A 21,601-nucleotide genomic window follows, 5' to 3' on the forward strand; every position below is an offset into this window, starting at 1 on the left:
TATGCTGGACCTCTCTAAAGGACATATTTCTTAACTTTCACCAATTCATATTTACCATCAACCACTTTCATTTTCCCTTCTGTAAGCAAATTTGAACAAGGTTGCAAAATGCTAAAACTATGCAAAGTTTTATTTCTTGAATAATCGGACAAAACAAAGATGTTGCAGTTATCCTTAAATAATATATATGGGTCCTTTTTTCTTATCTCCTCAATTAAAATAGAATCAAATTTTACCATAACAGTCTTTTCCTTCCACACAATAACACCGCAATGTTTAGCAAAAGCATTTTTTTTATCAATTAAGATTAGGGAATCATTTTTATTATCTAAATGAAAGCTAGAAATTACCTCAGTAAAGTTCAAGAATTTTTTAAGTAGTTCGCATCGATTTACGTTTTGAGAAAAAAGAGGTGAGCAGGAAGCTCCAAAAACAAAAATTAAAAATAACTTCTTAGATATCATAGATCATAGTTTTTGGTAAAAAATTTGCTAACAACAATTTTTTACAACATATTATCTGTATGTCACTTTAATATTAGGATTAATGGCAAGCCATTCATTTATTTGTGCATTGACCTGCCCCCAGGTAAACCTTGGCAAATCTTCTTCCTCATTTCTTTCCTTCTTTGCTTCGATTATCCCTTTACAGTTACAGGTGTCAAGGTTACAGGCCTATGAAACGTGGAACCTGTTTATATTTCCCTTCTTAATATGAAGATTTCGCATCCAGGAGATTATCTTGTAGGCATGCTAAGTAAGAACAAAGCCGCAGCAGGCGCTGCGGCTTTTGCTATCTATTGTAAAATGTTCCTTCGCACTGCTTCTTGTTTCAACCAAGGAGACATTTTACCTGAATATTTTTTTAGATAAACTCTAAAAGCGCTATCGGCTCTAGTGAATAGCGATTTAACGGAATCCAGATTATTTTGGTAAACATATTTTACGTGCCCTGTAATTGGATAAATATTATTCCTATAAATCCCTACTCCATCTATGGAAGCTAAATTAACATAAAGAAAAGAATACCCTGGTCTATTAAGAGAAAAAAGGTAATAAGATGAGTCGCTTGTCACCTTCCTGTAAGTGTCAAGAACAACATCACATTCAACTGGATCCAATTTAATCTCTTTTTTACTTAGAGAGTCATAAAACAAAGCCTTCCCATAGTAATTCATAGAATAATAAATCCATTTCATACTGTCAACTTTTCCAATACTATCTTTATTAACCAAAACACTTCCACTATTATCCTTGTGATTTTTTTGTTTAACCAAATTACAGCTCAAAACGCAAATACTGCTTATGATAATTAATACTCTCATTTTATTTCACCTGGGTTTTTGCTTGGCGTTAATTTTCTATCTACGGCTATCATTACTTGCCCTTCAGCATATAAATAAACATGGGTCGTGCTTACAACTACTCTAAAGTTACCCTGTCTGGCATTTGTTCCACTGGTTTTTGTTATATCTTCACCTAATGCGTTCCGACCTGACAGAACAGCTTCTGGCCTATAAAATCCATCAGCACCCAATCCAGACCAACGCCTACCTTCATTTGTATGGGTATGAATGCCTAAGTCTCCATTTTTAGGACTGGCATTCCTGGGATTACCGGCATTGTCTGAATCTGGAACTATTCTTTTATACCCATTTTTCATTTCAGTAGAGGCAGCATGCTCATTTTTTAGCTTTCCTTTTCCATCTATTGGCTTGAATATGTCAATTGTACCATTATCCCAATCTTTTCCTTTATAAATATCCTTTGAATTTTTATCATAATAAGAAAAATATTCACTTGTAGAATAACTCACTCCGTAACTTCTTAAATTAGTATTCAAAGCATCTGCATCAACATTAGCATTATCGGAAGTTTTTACAAAATTGTTATAGAAATCCGAATAAAATGCTTTTTCATTATCTTTTGGTATAACAACAATTGAATTCTCAAGATTGTCAATAAAAGTAAACAAATGTATCCCCTCGCTATTGATGAGACCGGATAATAATCAACTTGTATATATTCATTCTTAACCTTTTTAAATAGATGAATATCATAGTTGCCAAAAATGCTTGGAGATTTCTCACAAATCAGGTCAGAATATACTTGAATTGGTCTGTTAGATATATTTTTAAATCTGATAATAAAATTCAAATCATTTTCACTTTCAAGATTTTTGTGAATATCAGGCTTCACAAAATCAATTCGTAACGAGTCGCCCAATACATAAATTTGAGAGAATACAAAACTATTGAGAAACAAAAAAACAGAGTGAATAAAAATTGCATGCGTTTTATTGATATAGTAACCGCCTCACACTTCATCATAATACGCATCCCAGTACACCGTTTCTTTCATAAACAACTCAAACAGCTCGCGCCAGCCTTTAAACTGTGGGTCGGTGCCTAATATGAAGTTGTGCCAGATGGGAATGAAAACGCCTTTATAATTTTTTACCCTTTCGTAATACTGTATCAGTTCATCGTAGGTTTGTTTGGGAGATTGTTTTTGCTCAAACAGCGAGTTGGCATCCATAAAACAAAAGGGATAGATCAGGAGTGAAGTCGCTTCTTCTTTTTCAAGATCGTACCAGTAGAAGGGCGAACAGACTGAAGCGCGGAACCCATTGATACTACCATAGCCCATTGAAAAATCTTTTTCTATTCCGGTTTCGATCAACCTTCGGTAAGTAACAGGCATGGTAAAACGAATATAATGCTGCCGGCTTTGAGTAATTTCTTTATCGGCCACCACCTGCAACCACTCCAGCTCTTCTTTCAGCAACGCTTTATCGTTGCCGCTTTGCCACGAAGGGTGCCAGCCTATATTATAGGTTTCGGCATAATAGGTGATCAGGTCGCGGAACGGCTTTTTTTGAGTTGAAATATTTTTATCGTACCGTGATGTTCTTTTTGCCACCAGAAAAAAGAAGTAAGGCTTTATCCGGCAGTATAAATGCCAGGCATCGAGCCATTCAAAACAATCGAAGGGATCTTTCTTTTTACGGGTTAATACCTGCCAGCGATCTTTAACAGCCTGCCATTGGCCTTTTCTTATTGAAGCGGCAAACCCGCCCAGCGTACGCAACCATCCTTTATGCAAATACGACCAGGCCATATCGATATCGTAGGTTAATACGCATTTAAACTGGCCCTGTTTAAAAACAAGTGCGGGGAATTTAAATTGTAACGCCTGCTTAAACGAATGCAGCCAGCTATTTACAAGTGGCTGCGATAAAAAATGTTCGCGAAACGCCAGTGAATTGGTATGCGCATAACGGCCATACTCATCTTTTTCATGTGGCAGGTACTCTTCGTAGCGGCTCAGCAAATAAAAGGAAGCAGCAAAAATGTCGAACGGAAAATCGCCTGAGGTTTGAAAAAATGCTTTGTAAAAATTAATCTCGAAGCATTCGATAGCCTGGGGTTTAATACCCGTTTCAAAAAGCAGTGGCGTATTACGTATAAAAAATTCCTGATCCGAAAATTCGCCGGCAGAATAATTTAAACGGGGCCCATCACTTGCTTTAAAATATGCCTCATCGGTAGTTATACTGATGGGTTCGTCGAACAATTCTTTACTGAAAAAATCAACAATATATTGCAGACGAGGTGAAATGGTATGGGAATAGATCAACATACAATCAATTGGCAATAGGCATAGGCAATATACAAATTCAAACATTGATTTAAGCAGCGTTTCGACTTCGCTCAACGCTTTAATATGCCGACCCTTCGACTCCGCTCAGGGCGCTATTGCTTGTTGGCGTGTTTCTGCCGCCACATTTCATTGAATGTTTTAGGGGTAAAATTCAGGTCGGCCCGGTTTTTCGTCCAGCCCTTAAACACTTTATTTACCATCCAGTTCTTCAGCTTGTCGTTGCCCATATTCATCATAAACCGGTGCAAACTGGCCTGTTTCCATACTTTCCAGGCTATTTTTTCACCCCAGTGGGCGGCTCCGCTTTCTACTGCCTCGTGCCTGTTTTCGAGCAACAGCTCGTGCAGATTGATTTTTACCGCACAAACTTCGGTACAGTTACCGCATAATGACGAAGCATAGCTCAAATGCTTCCAGTCGCTCATTTCTTTTAAATGGGGAGTAATTACAGAGCCTATAGGACCGCTGTAGGTTGTTTCATAAGCATGACCGCCAATATTTTTATAAACGGGGCATGCATTTAAGCAGGCGCCACAGCGGATGCAGTAAAGACTTTCCCTGGCTTTTTCATTAGCCAGTATATTGGTGCGGCCGTTATCGAGCAGTATCACATACATTTCGTCGGGCCCATCGGGTTCGTTCGGTTGCCGTGGACCTGAAATAATTGAGTTGTAGGAAGTGATCCATTGTCCGGTACCAAAGGTTGCGAGCAAAGGCCAGAACAACGCCAGGTCGTTCATCGAAGGAATTACCTTTTCAATGCCGGTAATTACAATATGCGTTTTGGGAAAAGCATTGCTGAGGCGGGCATTGCCTTCGTTTTCGCTTACGGCCACTCCGCCAATATCGGCCAGTATGAAGTTGGCGCCGGTGATACCCACTTCGGCCCGTACATATTTTTCACGCAATTTATCCCGGGCCACAAGTGTAAGCTGTTCGGCCGAAAGATTGGGGGCTGTGTGCAGTTTTTCGGCAAACAGTTTGGCAATGTCTTCCTTGCTTTTATGCATGGCCGGCGTAACGATGTGATAGGGCGGCTCACCGTCCAACTGCTGAATATATTCGCCCAAATCGGTTTCAACGCTCTCGATGCCATGCTCTTCTAAAAAATGGTTCAGGTGAATTTCTTCGGTCACCATGCTCTTGCTCTTCACGATCGTTTTGCAGTTTTTCGCTTTGCAAATAGCAAGCACTTCTTCGAGCGCCTGTTTGCTATCTTCGGCCCATATTACTTTTCCTCCGCGTTTGGTAAGATTTGCCTCAAATTCTTCAAGGTGCTTATCGAGGTTTTCAATAGCACGCCATTTTGTATTTTTTGCCCTTTCACGCGCCAGATGCACATCACTGAACTGCTGCTTGCCAAGCGGTACGGTTGCGTTGTATTTGCTGATGTTAAAATTTACTTTACGCCTGTGTTCAAGATCTGCAGCCTTAATGGTGCTTTTGGCCATGAAAGATGAAGAATTGCCGCTCATTTGAGTTGTAAGTTGTAAGTTTTAAGTTCTAAGTTCTCTTACTTCGTTTAGCTGGTGGCCTCCCCTGTTTCAAAGTACTCGGTAGCCGCCTTATCAAGCGCATTGTAAAAATCCTCACCATATTTACGAACGATGGGTTCTTTCAGAAATTTATATACCGGTACTTTTAATTTTTTACCCAACGAGCAGGCGGGGTTGCACAGGGTGGCCCGGGGCTCGTAATTCATTCTGTCGTAGTCGCCCTTGCGGCCGTTTTTTTGAATAATGGGAAAGAAATGGCAGCTGATTGGTTTTTTCCAGCCGATGATGCCATCGTTATAAGCCTGTTCAAAAGCGCATTTGATGATGCCTTTTTCGTCGCGTACCCCATAAACACATATTTCGTTATCGCCGCCGAGAGTAGGTGTTACCCAGCCAAATTCTTTATGGTAAACATATTTACCTTTTCGCTCAATTTCGGCAAGGGCTTCGGGGGTAAGGTAGGGTTTTACTTTTTCGAATACCTCTACCATTATATCCAGCTCTTCGTTTTCGAGCGGGGCACCGGCATCTCCTTCTTCACAGCATCCGCCTTTGCACTTTACAAGGTCGCAAACAAACTGAGCTTCCGCGATTTCATCACTGATGAGTACGTTGTTAACTACTATCACTGTTATATATTTATTTTCCGGCCAACCTGTATGGGCCGGGCGCTGTAAAATTACACATTACCCATGGGAACATCAGCATCTTTCTTTTTGATAAATTTTTTGAAAAAACCCCGGCCTTTTAACCGCAATAGCTCCTTTGTTGTAAGGTAATGGATTGCCCTTTCTTCTATCTTATGATGCAGCGGCAGCAAAATGGCTATTAACCCTATTTTAATAGCCAGCACTTTCCATGGTTCGCCATGCGTAAAGTCATGGATCCAGTTATCGGCAATTAAGATAATAAACTCAAATAAAAAGATGAAAGCAAAAAAGCCGAGGGCGCTGATGGTGTTTTTTGATACTTTAAAAACACCGGCTGTTACCAATAAAATGAAAATAATTGCAATGGCGATGGTTATGCCCATATATTGCAAATTATGGCTTCGGCGAAGGGCTTCTTCCTGCAGCTTTGCCTCCCGCTCTTTGCGTTTGTTTTCATTCTCAATTTCGAGCGACATCATATCTTTTTCTTTGGCCAGGTTGTTTAAGCTGTCGGTATATAAATGGTACAACGAATTGTACATATAGGCATTCTTATAATCGCCCCTGAACTGGTACAACGAGTCGAGGTTGGTAACGGATTCCTGCAAATGGGAAAGGGTTCCGGTTTGTTCGCTAAGCAGTTTTGCTTTCGTCCAATAGTCAATTGCCTTTTCGTAATTGTTCATTTTACGGTAGTAGGTTGCTGATACGGAATAAAGCATGTATAAATTAAATTTATTAGCGTTGTTTAAAATATAAGGCTCTGACTTTTTAAGATAATAACCCGCTGAATCGAGCTTGTTTAAATACAGGTAAAGTATTCCATAGGCATTATCAATAAAATAACCAAGGCCCGCTTTATTTAAAAACTCCTTCACTTCGACATGGCTATTAAAATAAGCCAGGCCTTTTTCATACATTCCGCAATTCAGGTAAAGATTTATAATACCGTCGTATACCTGCAGCTTGTATATTTCTATATGAAGCGAATCGGCCAATGCAATGGCCTTTTGAAAGTAGTGCAATCCCGGATCGGCCTGCTTTTGATAATTATACAAATCACCAATAGCTTTGTACGTATCCAACAAATCATACAGGCGATGTTGTTGCCGTTGCAGGTCAACCCTTTTAAATGCAAAATCCTTAGCCTTTTCGTAATCGCCGAGAGCAGTGTAAAACTCTGCCATTCGGGTATAACATAATCGAAGCAAATCATATTTACCTGAAGCTTCTGCTATACCAAGTGCCTGTAAATAATTGCGAAAGGCTAACAATTTTTCATCTTTAGCGAGGTAGTTTCGGGCCAGCGAATTGTACACATAGGTTTTTAATGAATCGTTATTGATAGTCGAAGCTATAGATAAGGCCATATTATTACAGTTAAGCGCCTTATCATTTTCGCCGTTATTATTATAGCCCCGGGCCAAAGACAGGTATGCCCAGCAGGTGTACTCATCGAGGTTATTGCTTTTTGCCATATCGAATGCCCTTTGCGAATACTCTAATCCCCGGGTTACCGATTGTTGTACAAAGCCCTGGTCATAAAAGCGGTTGGCATTATACAACAAAGCTGTTATCATCCATTCGCGGTTGCGGCTCGAGTCGGCAATAGCTGTCATTTGCGCCCCGTACTCTTCTGACCGTTCGTTATCAATTCCTATATAATAACGGGCCAGTTGGTTCAACAGGTTCATTCTGAGTGGTACAGTGTGGGCATGGGATAACTCTTTGTTTAAACTATCAACAAACCAGGTTGACTGCCCCTCGGAAAAAGAATAAACCGAAAGAAATAAGAATAGCAGAAATGCATTTTTCATAAATCAGGTTTAACAGCTGGTAAAGCCTGATTCAATATAAAAAAGAATTGTCAATGGGCAATGGCCAATTGGGCAATTGGCAATAGGCAATTGGCAATAGGGAACAGGCAACCCTTCGACTACGCTCAGGGCTAATTGCAAAGACCCTTCGACTGCGCTCAGGGTTTATTGCAAAAACCCTTCGACTACGCTCAGGGTTTGCCGCTCGTGGCATTTACCGCCAGTGAAACGTATTAATAAGATGCTTCATATCATCCTGTAAAAAGTCGTTCACTACGCTGAGCGAATCGGCATTGGGGCTGGCATCGAAGTATAAAGCGCCGCGCAAAAAATGTTTGGTGGTATCGGTAATAAAAAACTGTTTGGCTGTAGCGGCATTACCACCAACCGTAAAAAACACACCGCCAACACCGTTTGGTGTATGCATGGGCGAATCAACAATTTCGGTGGCTTTGGTACTATGCTTGTACGTCATATTATACGCATCGTTTACCAGTTTGGTATAATCGTTTTTACCAACATCTTTATAACTGATATATATTCTTCCGTTAAACCGGGGAATATCAATATTGATCCAATACGGGTTTTCGGGTTTATCTTCAAAAAAAGTGGTATCCTTTAAAATGTTTGCATACACAGGATATTCAAAAGTATATGGATAACCGGGCTGATCAAACAACCTGTACTCGTGTTTGGGAAAATCAATTTTAAAATACCCTTTATTTTTCTGCGTATAGATGCTGTTGCAGGCGATGGCAAACATGAGCAGAATGACAATAAATGAAAAGGTAAAATAGCTGGAATTTTTTTTCATTAGAACACACATTTTTTTGTTACCGGTTACCGGTTACCAGTTGCCGGTTGCCGGTTTCCTGGAACCGGGTAACTGGGAACAGGCAACTAACTTACCTGCTTATCTTCTTTAATATTGATGGTTACTTTTATTTTGCGAATGCGGTTGCGGTCTACTTCAAGGGCAATAAATTCAAAATCGCCTATACTTGCCGTATCGTTCACTTTCGGAATTTCACCTGCCAGCTCAAGCATCAGGCCGGCCATTGAATCGCTGTCGCCTTTTACCTGATCGAAAGTATCTTCAGACAAATTCATCATTTTGCAGGCATCGTGTATCATGGTGCGGCCTTCGAAAATGAATGTGCTATCATCTATTTTTTTATTGCCGCTTTCTTCTTCATCAAATTCGTCGCGTATGTCGCCAATGATCTCTTCGAGTATATCTTCAAGCGTTACAATGCCGCTGGTACCTCCAAATTCATCTACTACCACGGCAAAGTGTATATGCCGGGTTTGAAACTCTTTCAGCAGGTCTTCGATATGTTTTTGTTCGTGTACAAAAAAAGGCGGTCGTATAACCAAATGCCAGTCGAAGTTATCACCTTCATTCAAATGCGGTAAAAGATCTTTGGTGTGTACAATACCCGCAATATCGTCGAGACTTTTGCGGTACACCGGCAACCGGGAGTAATGCAGCTCTTCAACTTTTCTTTTCAGCGCCTGGAACGAAGCTTCAAATTCAATACCGTTTACATCGAGCCGCGTTCGCATAATTTGCTTTACCGTAATGTTCGGAAACTTATAAATGCCTGCCAGTATGCGTTGCTCTTCTTCTTCGTGTATGGTGTTTTTTATAGCTTCTTCCAATTGCTGATGTGTATAGGCACGCGAAGCTTTTCCGCCAAACAACGATTCGAACCGGTCACTCACTTTGAGCAACCATACCGCAATGCGTTTGAACAAATAATAAATCACTTCTACCAGAAACGAGGCTTCGTAAGCCGAACGCAGGTTGTTTTGCGAAGCACGTACTTTAGGTAGTATTTCACCAAACAAAATGATAAGGAACGAAATGATGATTATTTTGATTAAATAACCTAACACCATGGCTCCCTGGCCGGGCTTTATCACCAGTACCTGATCAATAAAGAAGTTGGTAAGAATAATGATGGCAATATTCACCAGGGTATTGGCAACCATGAGCGAAGCCTGTAAAGCCCTTGGTTCTTCGAGCAGTGAGGCAATCCGCTTCCAGCCGGTATCCTGCTTGGTTTTAAGCATATTGATATCGCGGTAGGTAAGCGAAAAAAAGGCCATTTCGGCCCCCGAAATAAAAAACGACAGCAATAACAAAACAAGCACTGCAGCAGCCAGCAGGGTGGTAGCCTGTACATTGGTCACCATCAACAGCAGCGCGTTCACATACTCCATTCCAAAAATCAACAAAGGCTTATCCAAAACATGGGGTTTTAATCAATTTGAAAATTGGGCAATTTGAAAATTTGAAAATGACGTTTAAAGATCAACATGCTTATTTCCTGGCAACCCTCTGAAATTTCTAACTGAATTATCTAAAATCGTTGCGTTTGCTAAATGAATTTTCAAATTAACACATTTTCAAATTTTCAAATTGTTCAGCAGGGGGCCGACTAAAATAAACATTAAAAACGTTTTTTAGTGGACCCCCTGCCTGTAATATTTTGAACTGCAAAAATAATGGTATGGCTTAGAATGGCAAATCCTGAGCTGGAGAATCGCCCAGAGGCGGAATATCGGCACTGGGGAACCCCTCTATATTTTCGCCATGTGTGGTGGTTGTGCCATGCGTACCGTGGGTTGCATCGGCTCTTTTATCGAGCATTATCAGGTTATCGCCCACCACTTCGGTGGCGAATTTTTTATTGCCTTCCTTATCTTCCCAGCTACGAGTACGAAGCCTGCCTTCGATGTAAACCAGGCTGCCTTTGTGAAGGTACTTTTGTGCCAGCTCTGCCAAACCTCTCCACAGTACCACTGTATGCCATTCTGTTTGAGAAATGAGTTTTCCCGATCTGTCTTTAAATGTTTCGGTAGTTGCCAAAGGAAATTTTGCTACGGCAATATGTCCCTCGAGGTGTTGTGTGTCCGGGTCTTTTCCTAAATTACCAATTAGCATTACCCTGTTTACTCCTCTCATAGATGGAAAATTTGATGTTAAAAATCGTCTGCGCCGGTTAATCCTTTTTAAAGTTAAATTTTTTAATAGAAAAAAAGGAATTTTTCAAGCCCGAAGTCTGAAGTCAGAAATCAGAGGTCAGAAGCCCCCTCAACCCGGCCTGTTGTGTATCTCACACCATACATCTCACTTCGGACTTCAGACATCGGACATCCGGCTTCCGGCATCCGACTTCAGACTTTTGCCCTCAAACATCAGACTTCCATGATCATGACTCTGCTAAAAAAGAAGTAATAAACCGGGGAAAGGCATATTTAGATAATTGCTTTTTATCAATAAGCATAAAATCGTTCAGTGAGGGTAACGACTCATTTACCATAACCTTAACAAAGCGGCCATGGATTGTTTGATGGGTTAATTGCTGCCGGTACATACGGCTGATGCTTTGTATATGTACCTGTTGGCCGTTTACCAGCTTTTTTAAAAAGGGCAGTTTTAATGAAATGTCGTCAACAACAGCGGGCGATTCAAATAAAACAAACTCAAACAGGTTTTCCCATATATCCCTGCCCGTTCTTTGACGAATATAAACCTTGTTTTTATTCTCAATTATAAAGTAATAGAACCAGCGCTCTTTGCGTATGATGGCTTTTTGCTTTACCGGTAACTGTGCGGTAAGGTTATGTTTGAACGCTTCGCATTCTTTATTTTGAACACAATCGCTGCATAAAGGGTTTTGTGGTTTGCAAATCACTGCGCCAAAGTCCATGATGGCCTGGTTATATATCCCCGGCTCATCGAGCTGTAACAGCGACTGGGCAAGTGTTTGATACAATTTCTTTCCTTCAGTGGTATCGATCGGTGTTGAAATGCCAAAGTAACGGGCTATCACACGTTGCACATTACCATCCAATACCGCATAAGGAGCATTGAAAGCAAATGATGATATAGCCGAAGCTGTATAAGGCCCTATGCCTGGAAGTTGTTTTATTTCATCGTAGGTAGCAGGAAATTTTCCTTTGTGTTCATTAACAATTATACGCGCGGTTGCAATCAGATTTTTACAACGGCTATAATAACCGAGTCCTTCCCACATTTTAAAAACCATTTCTTCGTTTGCCCGCGCCAGATGTTTGATGGTAGGAAATGCTGAAATGAATTTTTCATAATAGCTCCACCCCTGTTCAACTCTTGTTTGCTGAAGAATAATTTCGCTCAACCATATTTTATAAGGATCCTTTTCACCTTTCCACGGCATTGCACGTGTGTTCTTATGTTTATTCCACTGTAATAACTTACGCGTAAAATCAGGTTTCATGCAAATTGTTGTCGTTTTTAGGCTTACACAACCATAAAAAAAGCATTTTAAGGGGCTTCGGGAACTGGTTTTCAGCGTTTTTTTCAAACAGAAAAAAAATTACTACTATAAGTTTCGTACTGCCTTATCCCCGATAATCAATTGAAAATGAATAGTTTTTGTTAAAAAAGAGGCACGAAAATTGTTTAAAATTCATTTTCAATTGTTTATACTTTTCTTGCAAATATGAAAATTTACATTTAATTTCATTAAAGAATTGATTTTGTGTAGATTGCCTTTGACATCCTGTGAAATTTTTAAAAAATAAAAATTTGTAAACCCGTTAAAATTCATGCGACATGAGAAAGGCAGACCTCGTTAACCAAATATCGGAAAAAACAGGTATACCGAAGGTTGATGTACTGGTTACGCTGGAGACCATGTTCAAGGAAGTAAAAGACACCTTGTCCGCGGGCGAGAACATCTACATTCGTGGTTTCGGCAGTTTTATAACTAAAAAAAGAGCTGCTAAAATTGGACGTAATATCAAAAAGAATATTGCGGTTCATATACCCGAACATTTTATTCCCGCTTTCAAACCAGCCAAAGAATTTGTTGCAGAAGTTAAAAAACTTCAGTCAGTAAAAGAAGATCAGCCAAACCCGGATGATGAGATGTAACTTTGTTGCTTAAATGTTTTGATTTTTGAAAAAGCAACAATTTATTCTCATTGGCAGCGGAGTAGCGCTCCTTTGCCTTGTTTATTTTTTTGGCAGAACTATTCCCCCTAAAAAACCTGGAGCTGCGGCAGCACCTGCCGTTTCAAAGGAAATAGATATAAATACCATTCTGGCGGCCTCCCGGCAGCAGCTAAGTGCTTCACAGCAAGCCTATGTTGCTCAACTGGAAACAGCCGTGGTACGCGGCGACGTAAAAGAACAACAGGCGAAAGTGTTCCGGCAACTGGCTGCTTTCTGGAAAGATTCGGCCCATTTGCTGCTTCCCTACGCTTATTATTCAGGAGAAGCTGCTAAATTGGAAAACTCACAAAAAAGTCTCACCTTTGCTGCCCAATTCTTTTTAGATGGCGTTCGCCGTCAGGAGAATCCCGACCTGCAAAGGTGGATGGCCATACAGGCTAAAGAGTTATTTGAAAAGGCTTTACAACAGGATCCGGGTAACGATTCCCTGAAAATCGGACTGGGCAGCTGCTACCTTTTAGGTAATATCAGCGAAACACCGATGCAGGGGATTTTGATGATCAAAGAAGTTGCCGACCGCAATCCCAACAATGTGTACGCACAATTTATGCTGGGAATGGGAGGTATGATATCGGGTCAGTTTGATAAAGTGATAGACCGTATGTTGAAAGTAGTACAGCAACAGCCTGATAACGTGGAAGCGATGCTGATACTGGCCGAAGCCTACGAACGTACGAACGACAAGGCAAATGCAGCGAAATGGTATAAGGCGGGTAAGAAATTTATTCACAATGCCGACGTTGTTAAAGAAATTGACGATCGAATTAAGTTATTAGAAAAGAAATAAATAAACCTTTCCGAAAGTTATTTAAAAATTATTATTTAATCTTAAACTCATTGGTGACCTATGCCTTGTGGTAGAAAAAGAAAGCGTCATAAAATTGCCACGCACAAGCGTAAAAAAAGACTAAGAAAGAACCGTCATAAGAAGAAGAACCGTTAGTTTATCTTCTTGTAATGGTCACGCTGAAAGGCGTGACTTTTCCTTCTTTCGCTGAATCTTAGTTATGTTGTCATTTATTACAGGTTACCTGCAATGCTGATTCTGATACCTGACAACTAATTCCTCTTCAGCACCTTTCCTTGTAGTGATGAGATTGGTTTTAGACGGTATAAAGACAGTTACGCTTGAATAAGGAACTAATTATAAATGCGGCGCCTCAGGGTGTTGAAATCGCCCTGCTCGAGGATAAAAAACTCGTGGAATTGCATCATGAAAAAGCTGATGCAAGTTTCGCGGTGGGAGACTTATATCTCGGAAAAGTTAAAAAACTAATACCGGGGTTGAATGCCGCGTTTGTAGACGTGGGGTTTGAGAAAGATGCTTTTTTGCATTATACAGACCTCAGTCCATACGCCCGCTCGTTATTGAAGTTTACCCAAATGGCTATTAATGATAACAGCCCCCAGGGATTTAACTTCGCCACTTTTCAGGTTGAACCGGAAATTATTAAAACCGGTAAGATCAATGAAGTACTGAGCGGCAAGCCGAATATACTGGTTCAGATATTGAAAGAACCCATCGCAGCCAAAGGCCCCCGCCTTAGCTGCGAAATTTCATTACCCGGCCGTTTTGTTGTAATCACTCCATTTAATGATATTGTAGCCGTTTCACGCAAAATTCATTCTGCCGAAGAACGAAAACGTTTACAGAAAATAGTGGAAGCTATAAAACCCAAGAACTTTGGGGTTATAGTGCGCACCGCAGCCGAAGGAAAGAACACAGCCGAATTACACGAAGATCTTGCAGCCCTTGTAGAAACCTGGAAAACCATTCAGGCCAATCTGATAGGAGCTGTTGCACCTGCCAAAATATTGAGTGAGCAAACAAAAACCACCAGTATTTTGCGCGACCTGCTAAATGAAGACTTCAACCGGGTAGTTGTTAACGACCGCAATATTTACAACGACACCCGCAACTATATTCAGCGTATTGCCCCCGAAAAAGCCGACATTGTTTCGTACTATCATAATGGCCTGCCCATTTTCGATCAGTATGGCATTACCAAACAGGTGAAAGCCGCGTTTGGTAAAACCGTTAACCTTCCCAGCGGGGCTTACCTTATTATTGAACATACCGAAGCGTTGCACGTAATTGACGTTAACAGCGGCTATAAAAGCGTTGGCAATAACCAGGAGCAAAATGCCCTGGAAACCAACCTCGAAGCAGCAGCTGAAATATCGCGTCAGCTACGATTACGCGACCTGGGCGGTATTATAGTGGTAGACTTTATTGATATGAAGCTGCCCGATAATAAGCGCAAGCTGCTGGAAGCTATGGAAGAATGCATGCGGCCCGACAGAGCCAAGCATGCCGTTCTGCCGATTTCGAAATTCGGGTTAATGCAAATTACCCGTCAGCGCATGAAACCTGAGGTTAATATCAATACCCAGGAAGTGTGCCCCAGCTGCGCCGGAACCGGTAAAATATCTTCGACCCTGCTGCTCGAAGATGAAATTGAAAAGAATTTAAGCTACCTCATCACCCATCAGCATAAAGATCTTAAGCTGGTAGTTCATCCCATTATGCATGCCTACCTTACAAAGGGTAACATGTTTAAATCGAAACAATGGAAATGGAGATGGAAATACGGCCAAAAGGTTAAGATCCAGGAAAATACCAACTATCATCTTACCGAGTTTCACTTCTTCGACAAGCACGATGATGAAATAAAGCTGTAATCGTGGTCAATGGTGAATGGTCAATAGTCAATGGTGAATCCGTCTTCGCCAAGGCTTTGTCGGACGCTTTGGTGAATGCTTCGCCGGTTATCAGTGTGCCATTGGGTTTTAGGCGCCTGCCACCCATAGATTTATTGCCGGGAAATGAAGGCCCTTTGCGAAAACGGGATTAATCCGTTAATTGTGAGTATATTATACAAACAGGAAGAAACCGGCAAAAAGGAAAGGTAAACCGGCAAAACACCCGGCTTCCTATTAACTTATCAACGAGTCAACTTTTCAACTTATAAACTTCTCCCTAACCTTTCACCGCTGGTCACTGGCTTCTACTGCCCGCTACTTTCCACTAACCACTTGCTCTTCTACTTGCTACTCCCCTGCCAGGCACTCGTTACCCGCTGGCAACCGCACATTTAAATAAGTTCACATATTAAAAATTCAGTTGATTTTGACGCTTAGGAGGGTATAAAAAAATAGGATCGGGCAAGAAATTGCCCGATCGTAATATAAAACCAGAAAGGCGTAGGGAAAAAAGTGAATCAGACAGATCAAAAGTATTTTATAAAATCATACCTCGAAGGATAAATTGGTAAGTGTGCAGTTTTAGCAATAACTGCGCATATATGGCCGATAAGTGTGCAGCAAAAATCACCAAATTGCCTTGATCGGCCTCGCCGGAACCGAATTCCTGTAAAAAATACAATTTATAGGTACCCGTTACCTGTTTAACCAATGATTGCCCGTCATCCATGCCCTCTGCCTTAATAAGCCTGTAAAGCCCTTTAAACAGCACCCAACCTCTTCGTAACTTTCTGAAAACAAAAAATCCCGCCTTATTTGGCGGGATTTAAAAGCCATTAATGCAATGTTATATACATGTATGATACAATGCCTTATAAATTTTATCGCATTTGCCTGTTAATCGCGGTTGCGACCGCCCAGGAAAATGAATATATAATTAATTAAGGCGGCGATTGAACCCAGGGCAGCCACTACATAGGTTAAAGCCGCCCATTTAAGCGCATCCTTTGCCCCGGGATACTCCTTCGAACTGGTAATATTCGTTCGGTTTAGCCAGGCAAGGGCCCTGCTGCTGGAATCGATCTCAACGGGCAGCGTAATAATTGAAAATAAAGTAGTTAGGCCAAAAAGTATAATACCTGCGAGCAATAAAGCCGGGAAACTATTAACCATCAGAATGCCCAGCAACAATATCCATTGCAAAATGCCTGCACTGAACTGAACCACAGGCACCAGCCTGCTTCGCAGCATTAACCATTGATAAGCAGTGGCATGCTGCACGGCGTGACCGCATTCGTGGGCCGCTATAGCTGCGGCAGCTATTGAAACTCCGTTATATACGTCGGGGCTCAGATTAACGGTTTTGGTAAGCGGGTTGTAATGGTCGCTTAAAAAGCCGCTGGTTGAAATTACCTTCACGTCATAAATTCCGTTATCGCGTAACATTTTCAGCGCTACCTCACTACCCGTTAAACCGGCCGAAAGAGGTATGTTGCTGTACCGGGTAAATTTACTTTTTAACACGCCCGAAACCAGCAAACTAATCACCACAAAAAGCATCGCAATCAACCAAATTGAGGGTTCCATTTTACACTCCTGATTTTAATTAATAACAATAATCTATCAAATCAGTTACCAGCTTATTTTGGTATTTTTTTACGACTTTTTTCGACAAAAAACAGGGGCCTTTTTGTCATTCCGTTTGCGTATAATGATGTACGGCTGACATTTTATCACAAGGGTTGCAAAGAGATTCTTAAAATTCTATTAAATTATGATTATCAATGATTTATGGCACCAGAATGCTAAATGCGGCTAACGTTTCAGGCGTTTTGGAATTTATTCACAACCCCAAAAAATAATTTTGTTATGTGGCGCTTATTTGTAATTTAGTGCAAGAATTTAATGGGTTAGTAAGTAAAGGGTCAACAGCAATGTTGGCCTTTTTACTTTTAAAAAAAAGCTTCATTTTTTGATCATTTTTTGCCTCTTTTTTTTGCTAAAAAACCGCCGCTCAAAAGCTGTATTTTTTTGTTTACTATCATACATCAACAACCTTATAAACTTTGAAAGTTTGCATGAAGCGTTTTAATGCATCAACAACAAACCATCAGGGTTTTATACCTTTATCGCATGGCTAAAGTTAAAACAGCATTCTTTTGTTCTAATTGTGGTTACGAAAGTGCCAAATGGGTTGGTAAATGTCCATCATGCGGTACGTGGAATTCATTTGTTGAAGAAGTGATACATAAACCTTCGCCCCAAAAAGAAAACGGATGGGATGATTATAAAGAAGAAACAAAATCAATACGCACCATTGCACTACATACCATCATCAGCAGTGAACAAATACGCATTGCAACAACCGATGCAGAACTAAACAGAGTATTGGGCGGTGGTATTGTTCCCGGAAGCATTGTATTAATTGCCGGTGAACCGGGCATTGGTAAAAGCACTTTGTTTTTGCAAAATGGTTTGCAGTTACAATCAAAAACAGTTTTATATATCAGCGGAGAAGAAAGTGAGCAACAGATAAAGATGCGGGCCGACCGTTTGAATATCAGGAACGAAAATTTTTATTTACTAACAGAAACTTCTACCCAAACCATTTTTCAGGAAATAAAAAAACTAAAGCCCGACCTGGTTATCGTTGACTCAATTCAAACTATTCAATCGCCTTATATCGACTCTTCACCCGGAAGCATATCCCAGATTCGTGAATCGGCAGCAGAATTTCAGCGTTTTGCCAAAGAAACCAATACGCCTGTTTTTTTAATAGGTCATATAACAAAAGACGGCAGTATTGCCGGCCCAAAAATTCTGGAGCATATGGTTGATACGGTTTTACAGTTCGAAGGCGACCGGCATTATGCCTATCGCATATTACGAACTATTAAAAACCGTTTTGGCAGCACCTCTGAACTGGGTATTTATGAAATGACAGGCGAAGGCATGCGCTGCGTAAACAACCCCAGCGAAATTTTAATGACGCCGAAAGAAGATCGCCTGAGTGGTATTGCCATTGCCGCCACCATCGAAGGCATGCGCCCCCTGCTCATAGAAGTGCAGGCGCTGGTTACCCAATCGGTTTACGGAACACCGCAAAGAACCGTATCGGGTTTTGATCTGCGGCGTTTGCAGTTACTGCTGGCCGTGCTTGAAAAAAAAGGAGGCTTTCATTTCGGCGTAAAAGATGTTTTTTTGAACATAGCCGGCGGATTAAAGGTCGAAGACCCATCGATCGATCTGGCTGTTTTATGCGCCTTATTAAGCTCGTACGAAGATGTACCCTTACCTCAACATGTTTGTTTTGCCGGCGAAGTAGGGTTGAGCGGCGAAGTGCGTGCCGTGCATCGCGTTGAACAACGGATAGCCGAAGCCGAAAAGCTGGGTTTCGAAAAGATCATCGTATCGCGCTACGGACAAAAATCAATCGGCAAAGCAGGTTTCAATATCGAAGTGGTACCCATGGGAAGGGTTGAAGAAGTATATCAATATTTGTTTTAATATTGAATATCGAATGTCGAATGTTGAATATCGAAGTTGTATTTATTTCATCATTCGACATTAATTATTCGATATTCAATATTGTTTAGCGATGCTTACCAATCCACTGCACCCGTTAGTGCATCTTTTTTTACCTCATCACTGTGCCGGATGCGACAGCGATATCATCAGCCATCAGCAGGTATTGTGTATGCACTGTATCGACCGCCTGCCGCTTACCGGCTTTCACATGCACGCCAATAACCCGGTTGAAAAAATATTTTGGGGTCGCCTTATGGTTTCCTGCGCAGCCAGTTATTTATATTTTTCAAAAGATTCGTTGTTACAACGAATAGTTCATCAGCTAAAATATAAAGGCAATAAAGAGCTGGGGCTTTTTATAGGTCGTAAAATGGGCGAAGCTTTATTGCAAACCAATCGCTTTAACGATATCGATGTTATTGTTCCATTGCCCTTATATGCAGCCCGTGAACGAAAACGCGGCTATAACCAGGCGCTGGTATTATGCCAGGGCATGGCAGAAGTATTTAGCCGGCCTGTACTGCCCCATGTTATCAGCCGCCGCAGCCTCAGCGAAACCCAAACACATAAAAACAGGATCGAACGCTGGCAAAACATGCAGGGTAAATTCGGGCTGCTGCAACCCGAAGCCATTGCCGGTAAACATATTTTATTGGTAGATGATGTAATTACCACCGGCGCTACTTTGGAAGCCTGCGGTCAGGAATTACTTACTGCGCCCGGTACAAGAGTAAGCATTATGACCATGGCGTACACGGTAAAATAAAATACCGAATATTGAACACTAAATATTGAACGTCGTAGTTGAGCACATTTTACGTAGTGCCTTTTAACTTCTTAACAAAACAATTAAAAAGCGGCTATAGCGTTTATTTACCTTAGCTTTTAGGAAATTCTGGAACTTTGAAAAAGTTGTTATCAAACGTGTATTTTTACAGCAACATGAAATATTCAGGGCGCCAACTGCCAACCTCCAACTGCCGGTTGCGGCAAGTTACATTCATCCGGAACATAACACTTGCTGCCATATTACTAACCGGCGTTCTTATTTCCTGCAAAAAAGAATCATTCATTACCAGCAGCACGGCATCGCTGTCTACTACCGCCGACACCCTGCACTTTGATACTGTATTCACTACAACAGGTTCGGTAACCCAGTTCTTTCGTATATACAATCAAAATAATCAAAAGCTGCGCCTTAGCAAAGTAGCACTTGGCGGAGGCAGCCAGTCGTTCTTTAAAATGAATGTCGATGGCACATCGGGCGCCGAAGTAACCAATATTGAAATGGAGGCCAACGACAGTATTTATGTTTTTGTTACAGTAAAAATAGATCCCTCTGCCGCCAACCTTCCCTTTATTGTGCAGGACAGCGTTCGCATAGAATATAACGGTAATGTACGGTGGGTACAACTTGAAGCCTGGGGGCAGAACGCCAATTTTTACCGGTCGAACCTGATTACCGGCAATGTTACCTGGACCAACAACAGGCCCTATGTAATAACCGGCGGTTTACTGGTAGATAAAGATGCCACGCTTACCATTGAAAAAGGCTGTCGTATATATCTGCATGCCGATGCTCCTTTTATTGTAGACGGCACCTTAAAGGTTACCGGTGAAAAATACGACAGTACGCGGGTTACATTTAAAGGCGACAGGCTCGATGATCCCTATCGCAACTTTCCCGGCGGGTGGCCCGGAATTTATTTTCGCGAAACCAGCAAAGACAACGTACTTGAATTTACCAATATATTAAATGCCTATCAGGGTGTAGTAGCCGAAAAACCTTCGGTGAATGCCAATCCCAAAGTAACATTAACGCAATGCATTGTTGATAACTGTTACGATGCCGGCATTCTGGGTGTTCAGTCGAACATCAAAGCCGAAAATTGCCTCGTAAGCAATTGCGGTAAAAATGTTTTGCTGGGATATGGCGGTCAGTATGATTTTAATCATTGCACGGTTGCATCGTTTTCAAACTCGTACATTCTTCATAAAGATCCTGTGTTGCTGGTAACCAATTATGTTAAAGATGGAAATACGATATTAACAGCCAATTGTACAGCGGGTTTCAAGAACTGTATTTTCTGGGGCGAAAACGGCACTGTGGATGATGAGGTGGTAACCGATAAACAGGGCGCAACTATCTTCAATATAAATTTTCAAAACTGTTTGTGGAAGGTAAAAAACAGTCCGGCAAATGTTACGTCAAGCGCTATTATCGCCAACCAATCGCCTTTATTCGACAGCATCAGCACTCAATTAAAATTTTACAACTTCAGGTTAAGAGATGAATCGCCTGTTATTAACAAGGGGGTGGTCACCAGCGCAACGATCGATCTCGATGGCTTACCACGTAACGTTGGCAGCGCTCCTGATTTGGGTTGTTATGAAAAGCAGTAAGTTCTAAGTTGTAAGTTTTAAGTTCTAAGTTAGTATCTGCAAACTGGTGGTTCCTGCTATGTGGGTCATGTTTGCTGCCTGCCGCCTGCCGCCTGCTATCTGCTGCCTGCCCGGAGGGCTTGTTGCCTGTAGGCCCGGATCTTAACTGCTTACTGCCCATTGCCTGCTGCCTTTAGTCTATGCTCCCCATTGCCTATTACCACTTGCCTTCCCACTTACCACTTACTACTTACTACTTACCACTTGCTTCTGCCATTAACCATTATTTTAACTGAAAGCAACCAATTTAGCAGCATATTTGTATAGTACAATTTAAACACATTATACACTTGTA

The 21,601-nt window shown here is 41.2% G+C and carries 18 protein-coding genes; 6 read left to right on the forward strand and 12 right to left on the reverse strand.

Annotated elements, in window-relative coordinates:
- Positions 1-14: 14 nt before the first annotated feature.
- From AC59IL_RS28175 to mutY, 11 genes are all read right to left on the reverse strand, one after another.
- Entirely contained in the window at positions 15-464 is a 450-nt protein-coding gene (locus AC59IL_RS28175) for a hypothetical protein (protein WP_496555569.1), read from the reverse strand.
- Positions 465-796: 332 nt separating this feature from the next.
- Positions 797-1,324 (reverse strand): hypothetical protein, encoded by a 528-nt coding sequence (locus tag AC59IL_RS28180; RefSeq protein WP_496555570.1) that lies wholly within the window; start codon positions 1,322-1,324, stop codon positions 797-799.
- Positions 1,321-1,974 (reverse strand): hypothetical protein, encoded by a 654-nt coding sequence (locus AC59IL_RS28185; protein ID WP_496555571.1) that lies wholly within the window; start codon positions 1,972-1,974, stop codon positions 1,321-1,323. The genes AC59IL_RS28180 and AC59IL_RS28185 overlap by 4 nt, the downstream gene beginning before the upstream one ends.
- A gap of 341 nt (positions 1,975-2,315) precedes the next feature.
- Complete coding sequence (locus AC59IL_RS28190; protein ID WP_496555572.1) at positions 2,316-3,641, reverse strand: polysaccharide deacetylase family protein; 1,326 nt, start codon at positions 3,639-3,641, stop codon at positions 2,316-2,318.
- 113 nt (positions 3,642-3,754) lie between these two features.
- Positions 3,755-5,137: a LutB/LldF family L-lactate oxidation iron-sulfur protein gene (locus AC59IL_RS28195; protein ID WP_496555573.1), complete on the reverse strand. Its 1,383-nt coding sequence runs from the start codon at positions 5,135-5,137 to the stop codon at positions 3,755-3,757.
- A gap of 47 nt (positions 5,138-5,184) precedes the next feature.
- The gene (locus tag AC59IL_RS28200; protein ID WP_496555574.1) at positions 5,185-5,787 is read right to left on the reverse strand and encodes a DUF3109 family protein; all 603 of its coding nucleotides are present in this window, start codon (positions 5,785-5,787) and stop codon (positions 5,185-5,187) included.
- A 50-nt stretch (positions 5,788-5,837) separates the two neighbouring features.
- A complete protein-coding gene (locus AC59IL_RS28205) occupies positions 5,838-7,625 on the reverse strand; it encodes a tetratricopeptide repeat protein (protein ID WP_496555575.1) in 1,788 nt (595 codons plus the stop codon).
- A gap of 214 nt (positions 7,626-7,839) precedes the next feature.
- A complete protein-coding gene (gene gldD, locus AC59IL_RS28210) occupies positions 7,840-8,439 on the reverse strand; it encodes a gliding motility lipoprotein GldD (RefSeq protein ID WP_496555576.1) in 600 nt (199 codons plus the stop codon).
- An 86-nt stretch (positions 8,440-8,525) separates the two neighbouring features.
- Positions 8,526-9,878, reverse strand: coding sequence for a gliding motility-associated protein GldE (gldE, locus tag AC59IL_RS28215; RefSeq protein WP_496555577.1), 1,353 nt, complete (start codon positions 9,876-9,878; stop codon positions 8,526-8,528).
- A 268-nt stretch (positions 9,879-10,146) separates the two neighbouring features.
- Entirely contained in the window at positions 10,147-10,596 is a 450-nt protein-coding gene (locus tag AC59IL_RS28220) for a single-stranded DNA-binding protein (protein WP_496555578.1), read from the reverse strand.
- A gap of 247 nt (positions 10,597-10,843) precedes the next feature.
- Positions 10,844-11,893: an A/G-specific adenine glycosylase gene (mutY, locus tag AC59IL_RS28225; protein WP_496555579.1), complete on the reverse strand. Its 1,050-nt coding sequence runs from the start codon at positions 11,891-11,893 to the stop codon at positions 10,844-10,846.
- 338 nt (positions 11,894-12,231) lie between these two features.
- On the opposite strand from mutY, the gene AC59IL_RS28230 reads away from it, so the two are divergent.
- The 3 genes from AC59IL_RS28230 (at position 12,232) to AC59IL_RS28240 (ending at position 15,315) form a co-directional block, all read left to right on the forward strand.
- Positions 12,232-12,552 carry an HU family DNA-binding protein gene (locus AC59IL_RS28230; protein ID WP_496555580.1) on the forward strand — a complete coding sequence of 107 codons (321 nt, stop codon included), beginning with the start codon at positions 12,232-12,234 and terminating at the stop codon, positions 12,550-12,552.
- A gap of 25 nt (positions 12,553-12,577) precedes the next feature.
- Positions 12,578-13,420 (forward strand): tetratricopeptide repeat protein, encoded by an 843-nt coding sequence (locus AC59IL_RS28235; protein ID WP_496555581.1) that lies wholly within the window; start codon positions 12,578-12,580, stop codon positions 13,418-13,420.
- 341 nt (positions 13,421-13,761) lie between these two features.
- On the forward strand, positions 13,762-15,315 hold the full coding sequence (locus AC59IL_RS28240; RefSeq protein ID WP_496555582.1) for an Rne/Rng family ribonuclease: 1,554 nt from the start codon (positions 13,762-13,764) through the stop codon (positions 15,313-15,315).
- 918 nt (positions 15,316-16,233) lie between these two features.
- Here the strand turns inward: AC59IL_RS28240 and AC59IL_RS28245 are convergent.
- Positions 16,234-16,923: a zinc metallopeptidase gene (locus tag AC59IL_RS28245; protein WP_496555583.1), complete on the reverse strand. Its 690-nt coding sequence runs from the start codon at positions 16,921-16,923 to the stop codon at positions 16,234-16,236.
- A gap of 546 nt (positions 16,924-17,469) precedes the next feature.
- On the opposite strand from AC59IL_RS28245, the gene radA reads away from it, so the two are divergent.
- From radA to AC59IL_RS28260, 3 genes are all read left to right on the forward strand, one after another.
- Entirely contained in the window at positions 17,470-18,843 is a 1,374-nt protein-coding gene (gene radA / locus AC59IL_RS28250; protein WP_496555584.1) for a DNA repair protein RadA, read from the forward strand.
- Positions 18,844-18,934: 91 nt separating this feature from the next.
- A complete protein-coding gene (locus AC59IL_RS28255; protein WP_496555585.1) occupies positions 18,935-19,630 on the forward strand; it encodes a ComF family protein in 696 nt (231 codons plus the stop codon).
- Positions 19,631-19,767: 137 nt separating this feature from the next.
- Positions 19,768-21,267: a choice-of-anchor Q domain-containing protein gene (locus tag AC59IL_RS28260; RefSeq protein ID WP_496555586.1), complete on the forward strand. Its 1,500-nt coding sequence runs from the start codon at positions 19,768-19,770 to the stop codon at positions 21,265-21,267.
- Positions 21,268-21,601 lie beyond the last annotated feature (334 nt).

This window comes from Niastella sp. sgz303648, from assembly GCF_059587045.1.

What these genes read in the sequence shown, in the direction of transcription:
- AC59IL_RS28190 (WP_496555572.1), bottom strand. Translation starts at nt 3,641, where the DNA reads ATGTTGATCTATTCCCATACCATTTCACCTCGTCTGCAATATATTGTT.
- AC59IL_RS28245 (WP_496555583.1), bottom strand. Translation starts at nt 16,923, where the DNA reads ATGGAACCCTCAATTTGGTTGATTGCGATGCTTTTTGTGGTGATTAGT.
- AC59IL_RS28230 (WP_496555580.1), top strand. Translation starts at nt 12,232, where the DNA reads ATGAGAAAGGCAGACCTCGTTAACCAAATATCGGAAAAAACAGGTATA.
- AC59IL_RS28255 (WP_496555585.1), top strand. Translation starts at nt 18,935, where the DNA reads ATGCTTACCAATCCACTGCACCCGTTAGTGCATCTTTTTTTACCTCAT.
- AC59IL_RS28180 (WP_496555570.1), bottom strand. Translation starts at nt 1,324, where the DNA reads ATGAGAGTATTAATTATCATAAGCAGTATTTGCGTTTTGAGCTGTAAT.
- AC59IL_RS28220 (WP_496555578.1), bottom strand. Translation starts at nt 10,596, where the DNA reads ATGAGAGGAGTAAACAGGGTAATGCTAATTGGTAATTTAGGAAAAGAC.
- mutY (WP_496555579.1), bottom strand. Translation starts at nt 11,893, where the DNA reads ATGAAACCTGATTTTACGCGTAAGTTATTACAGTGGAATAAACATAAG.
- gldD (WP_496555576.1), bottom strand. Translation starts at nt 8,439, where the DNA reads ATGAAAAAAAATTCCAGCTATTTTACCTTTTCATTTATTGTCATTCTG.
- AC59IL_RS28195 (WP_496555573.1), bottom strand. Translation starts at nt 5,137, where the DNA reads ATGAGCGGCAATTCTTCATCTTTCATGGCCAAAAGCACCATTAAGGCT.
- AC59IL_RS28175 (WP_496555569.1), bottom strand. Translation starts at nt 464, where the DNA reads ATGATATCTAAGAAGTTATTTTTAATTTTTGTTTTTGGAGCTTCCTGC.
- AC59IL_RS28205 (WP_496555575.1), bottom strand. Translation starts at nt 7,625, where the DNA reads ATGAAAAATGCATTTCTGCTATTCTTATTTCTTTCGGTTTATTCTTTT.
- radA (WP_496555584.1), top strand. Translation starts at nt 17,470, where the DNA reads ATGGCTAAAGTTAAAACAGCATTCTTTTGTTCTAATTGTGGTTACGAA.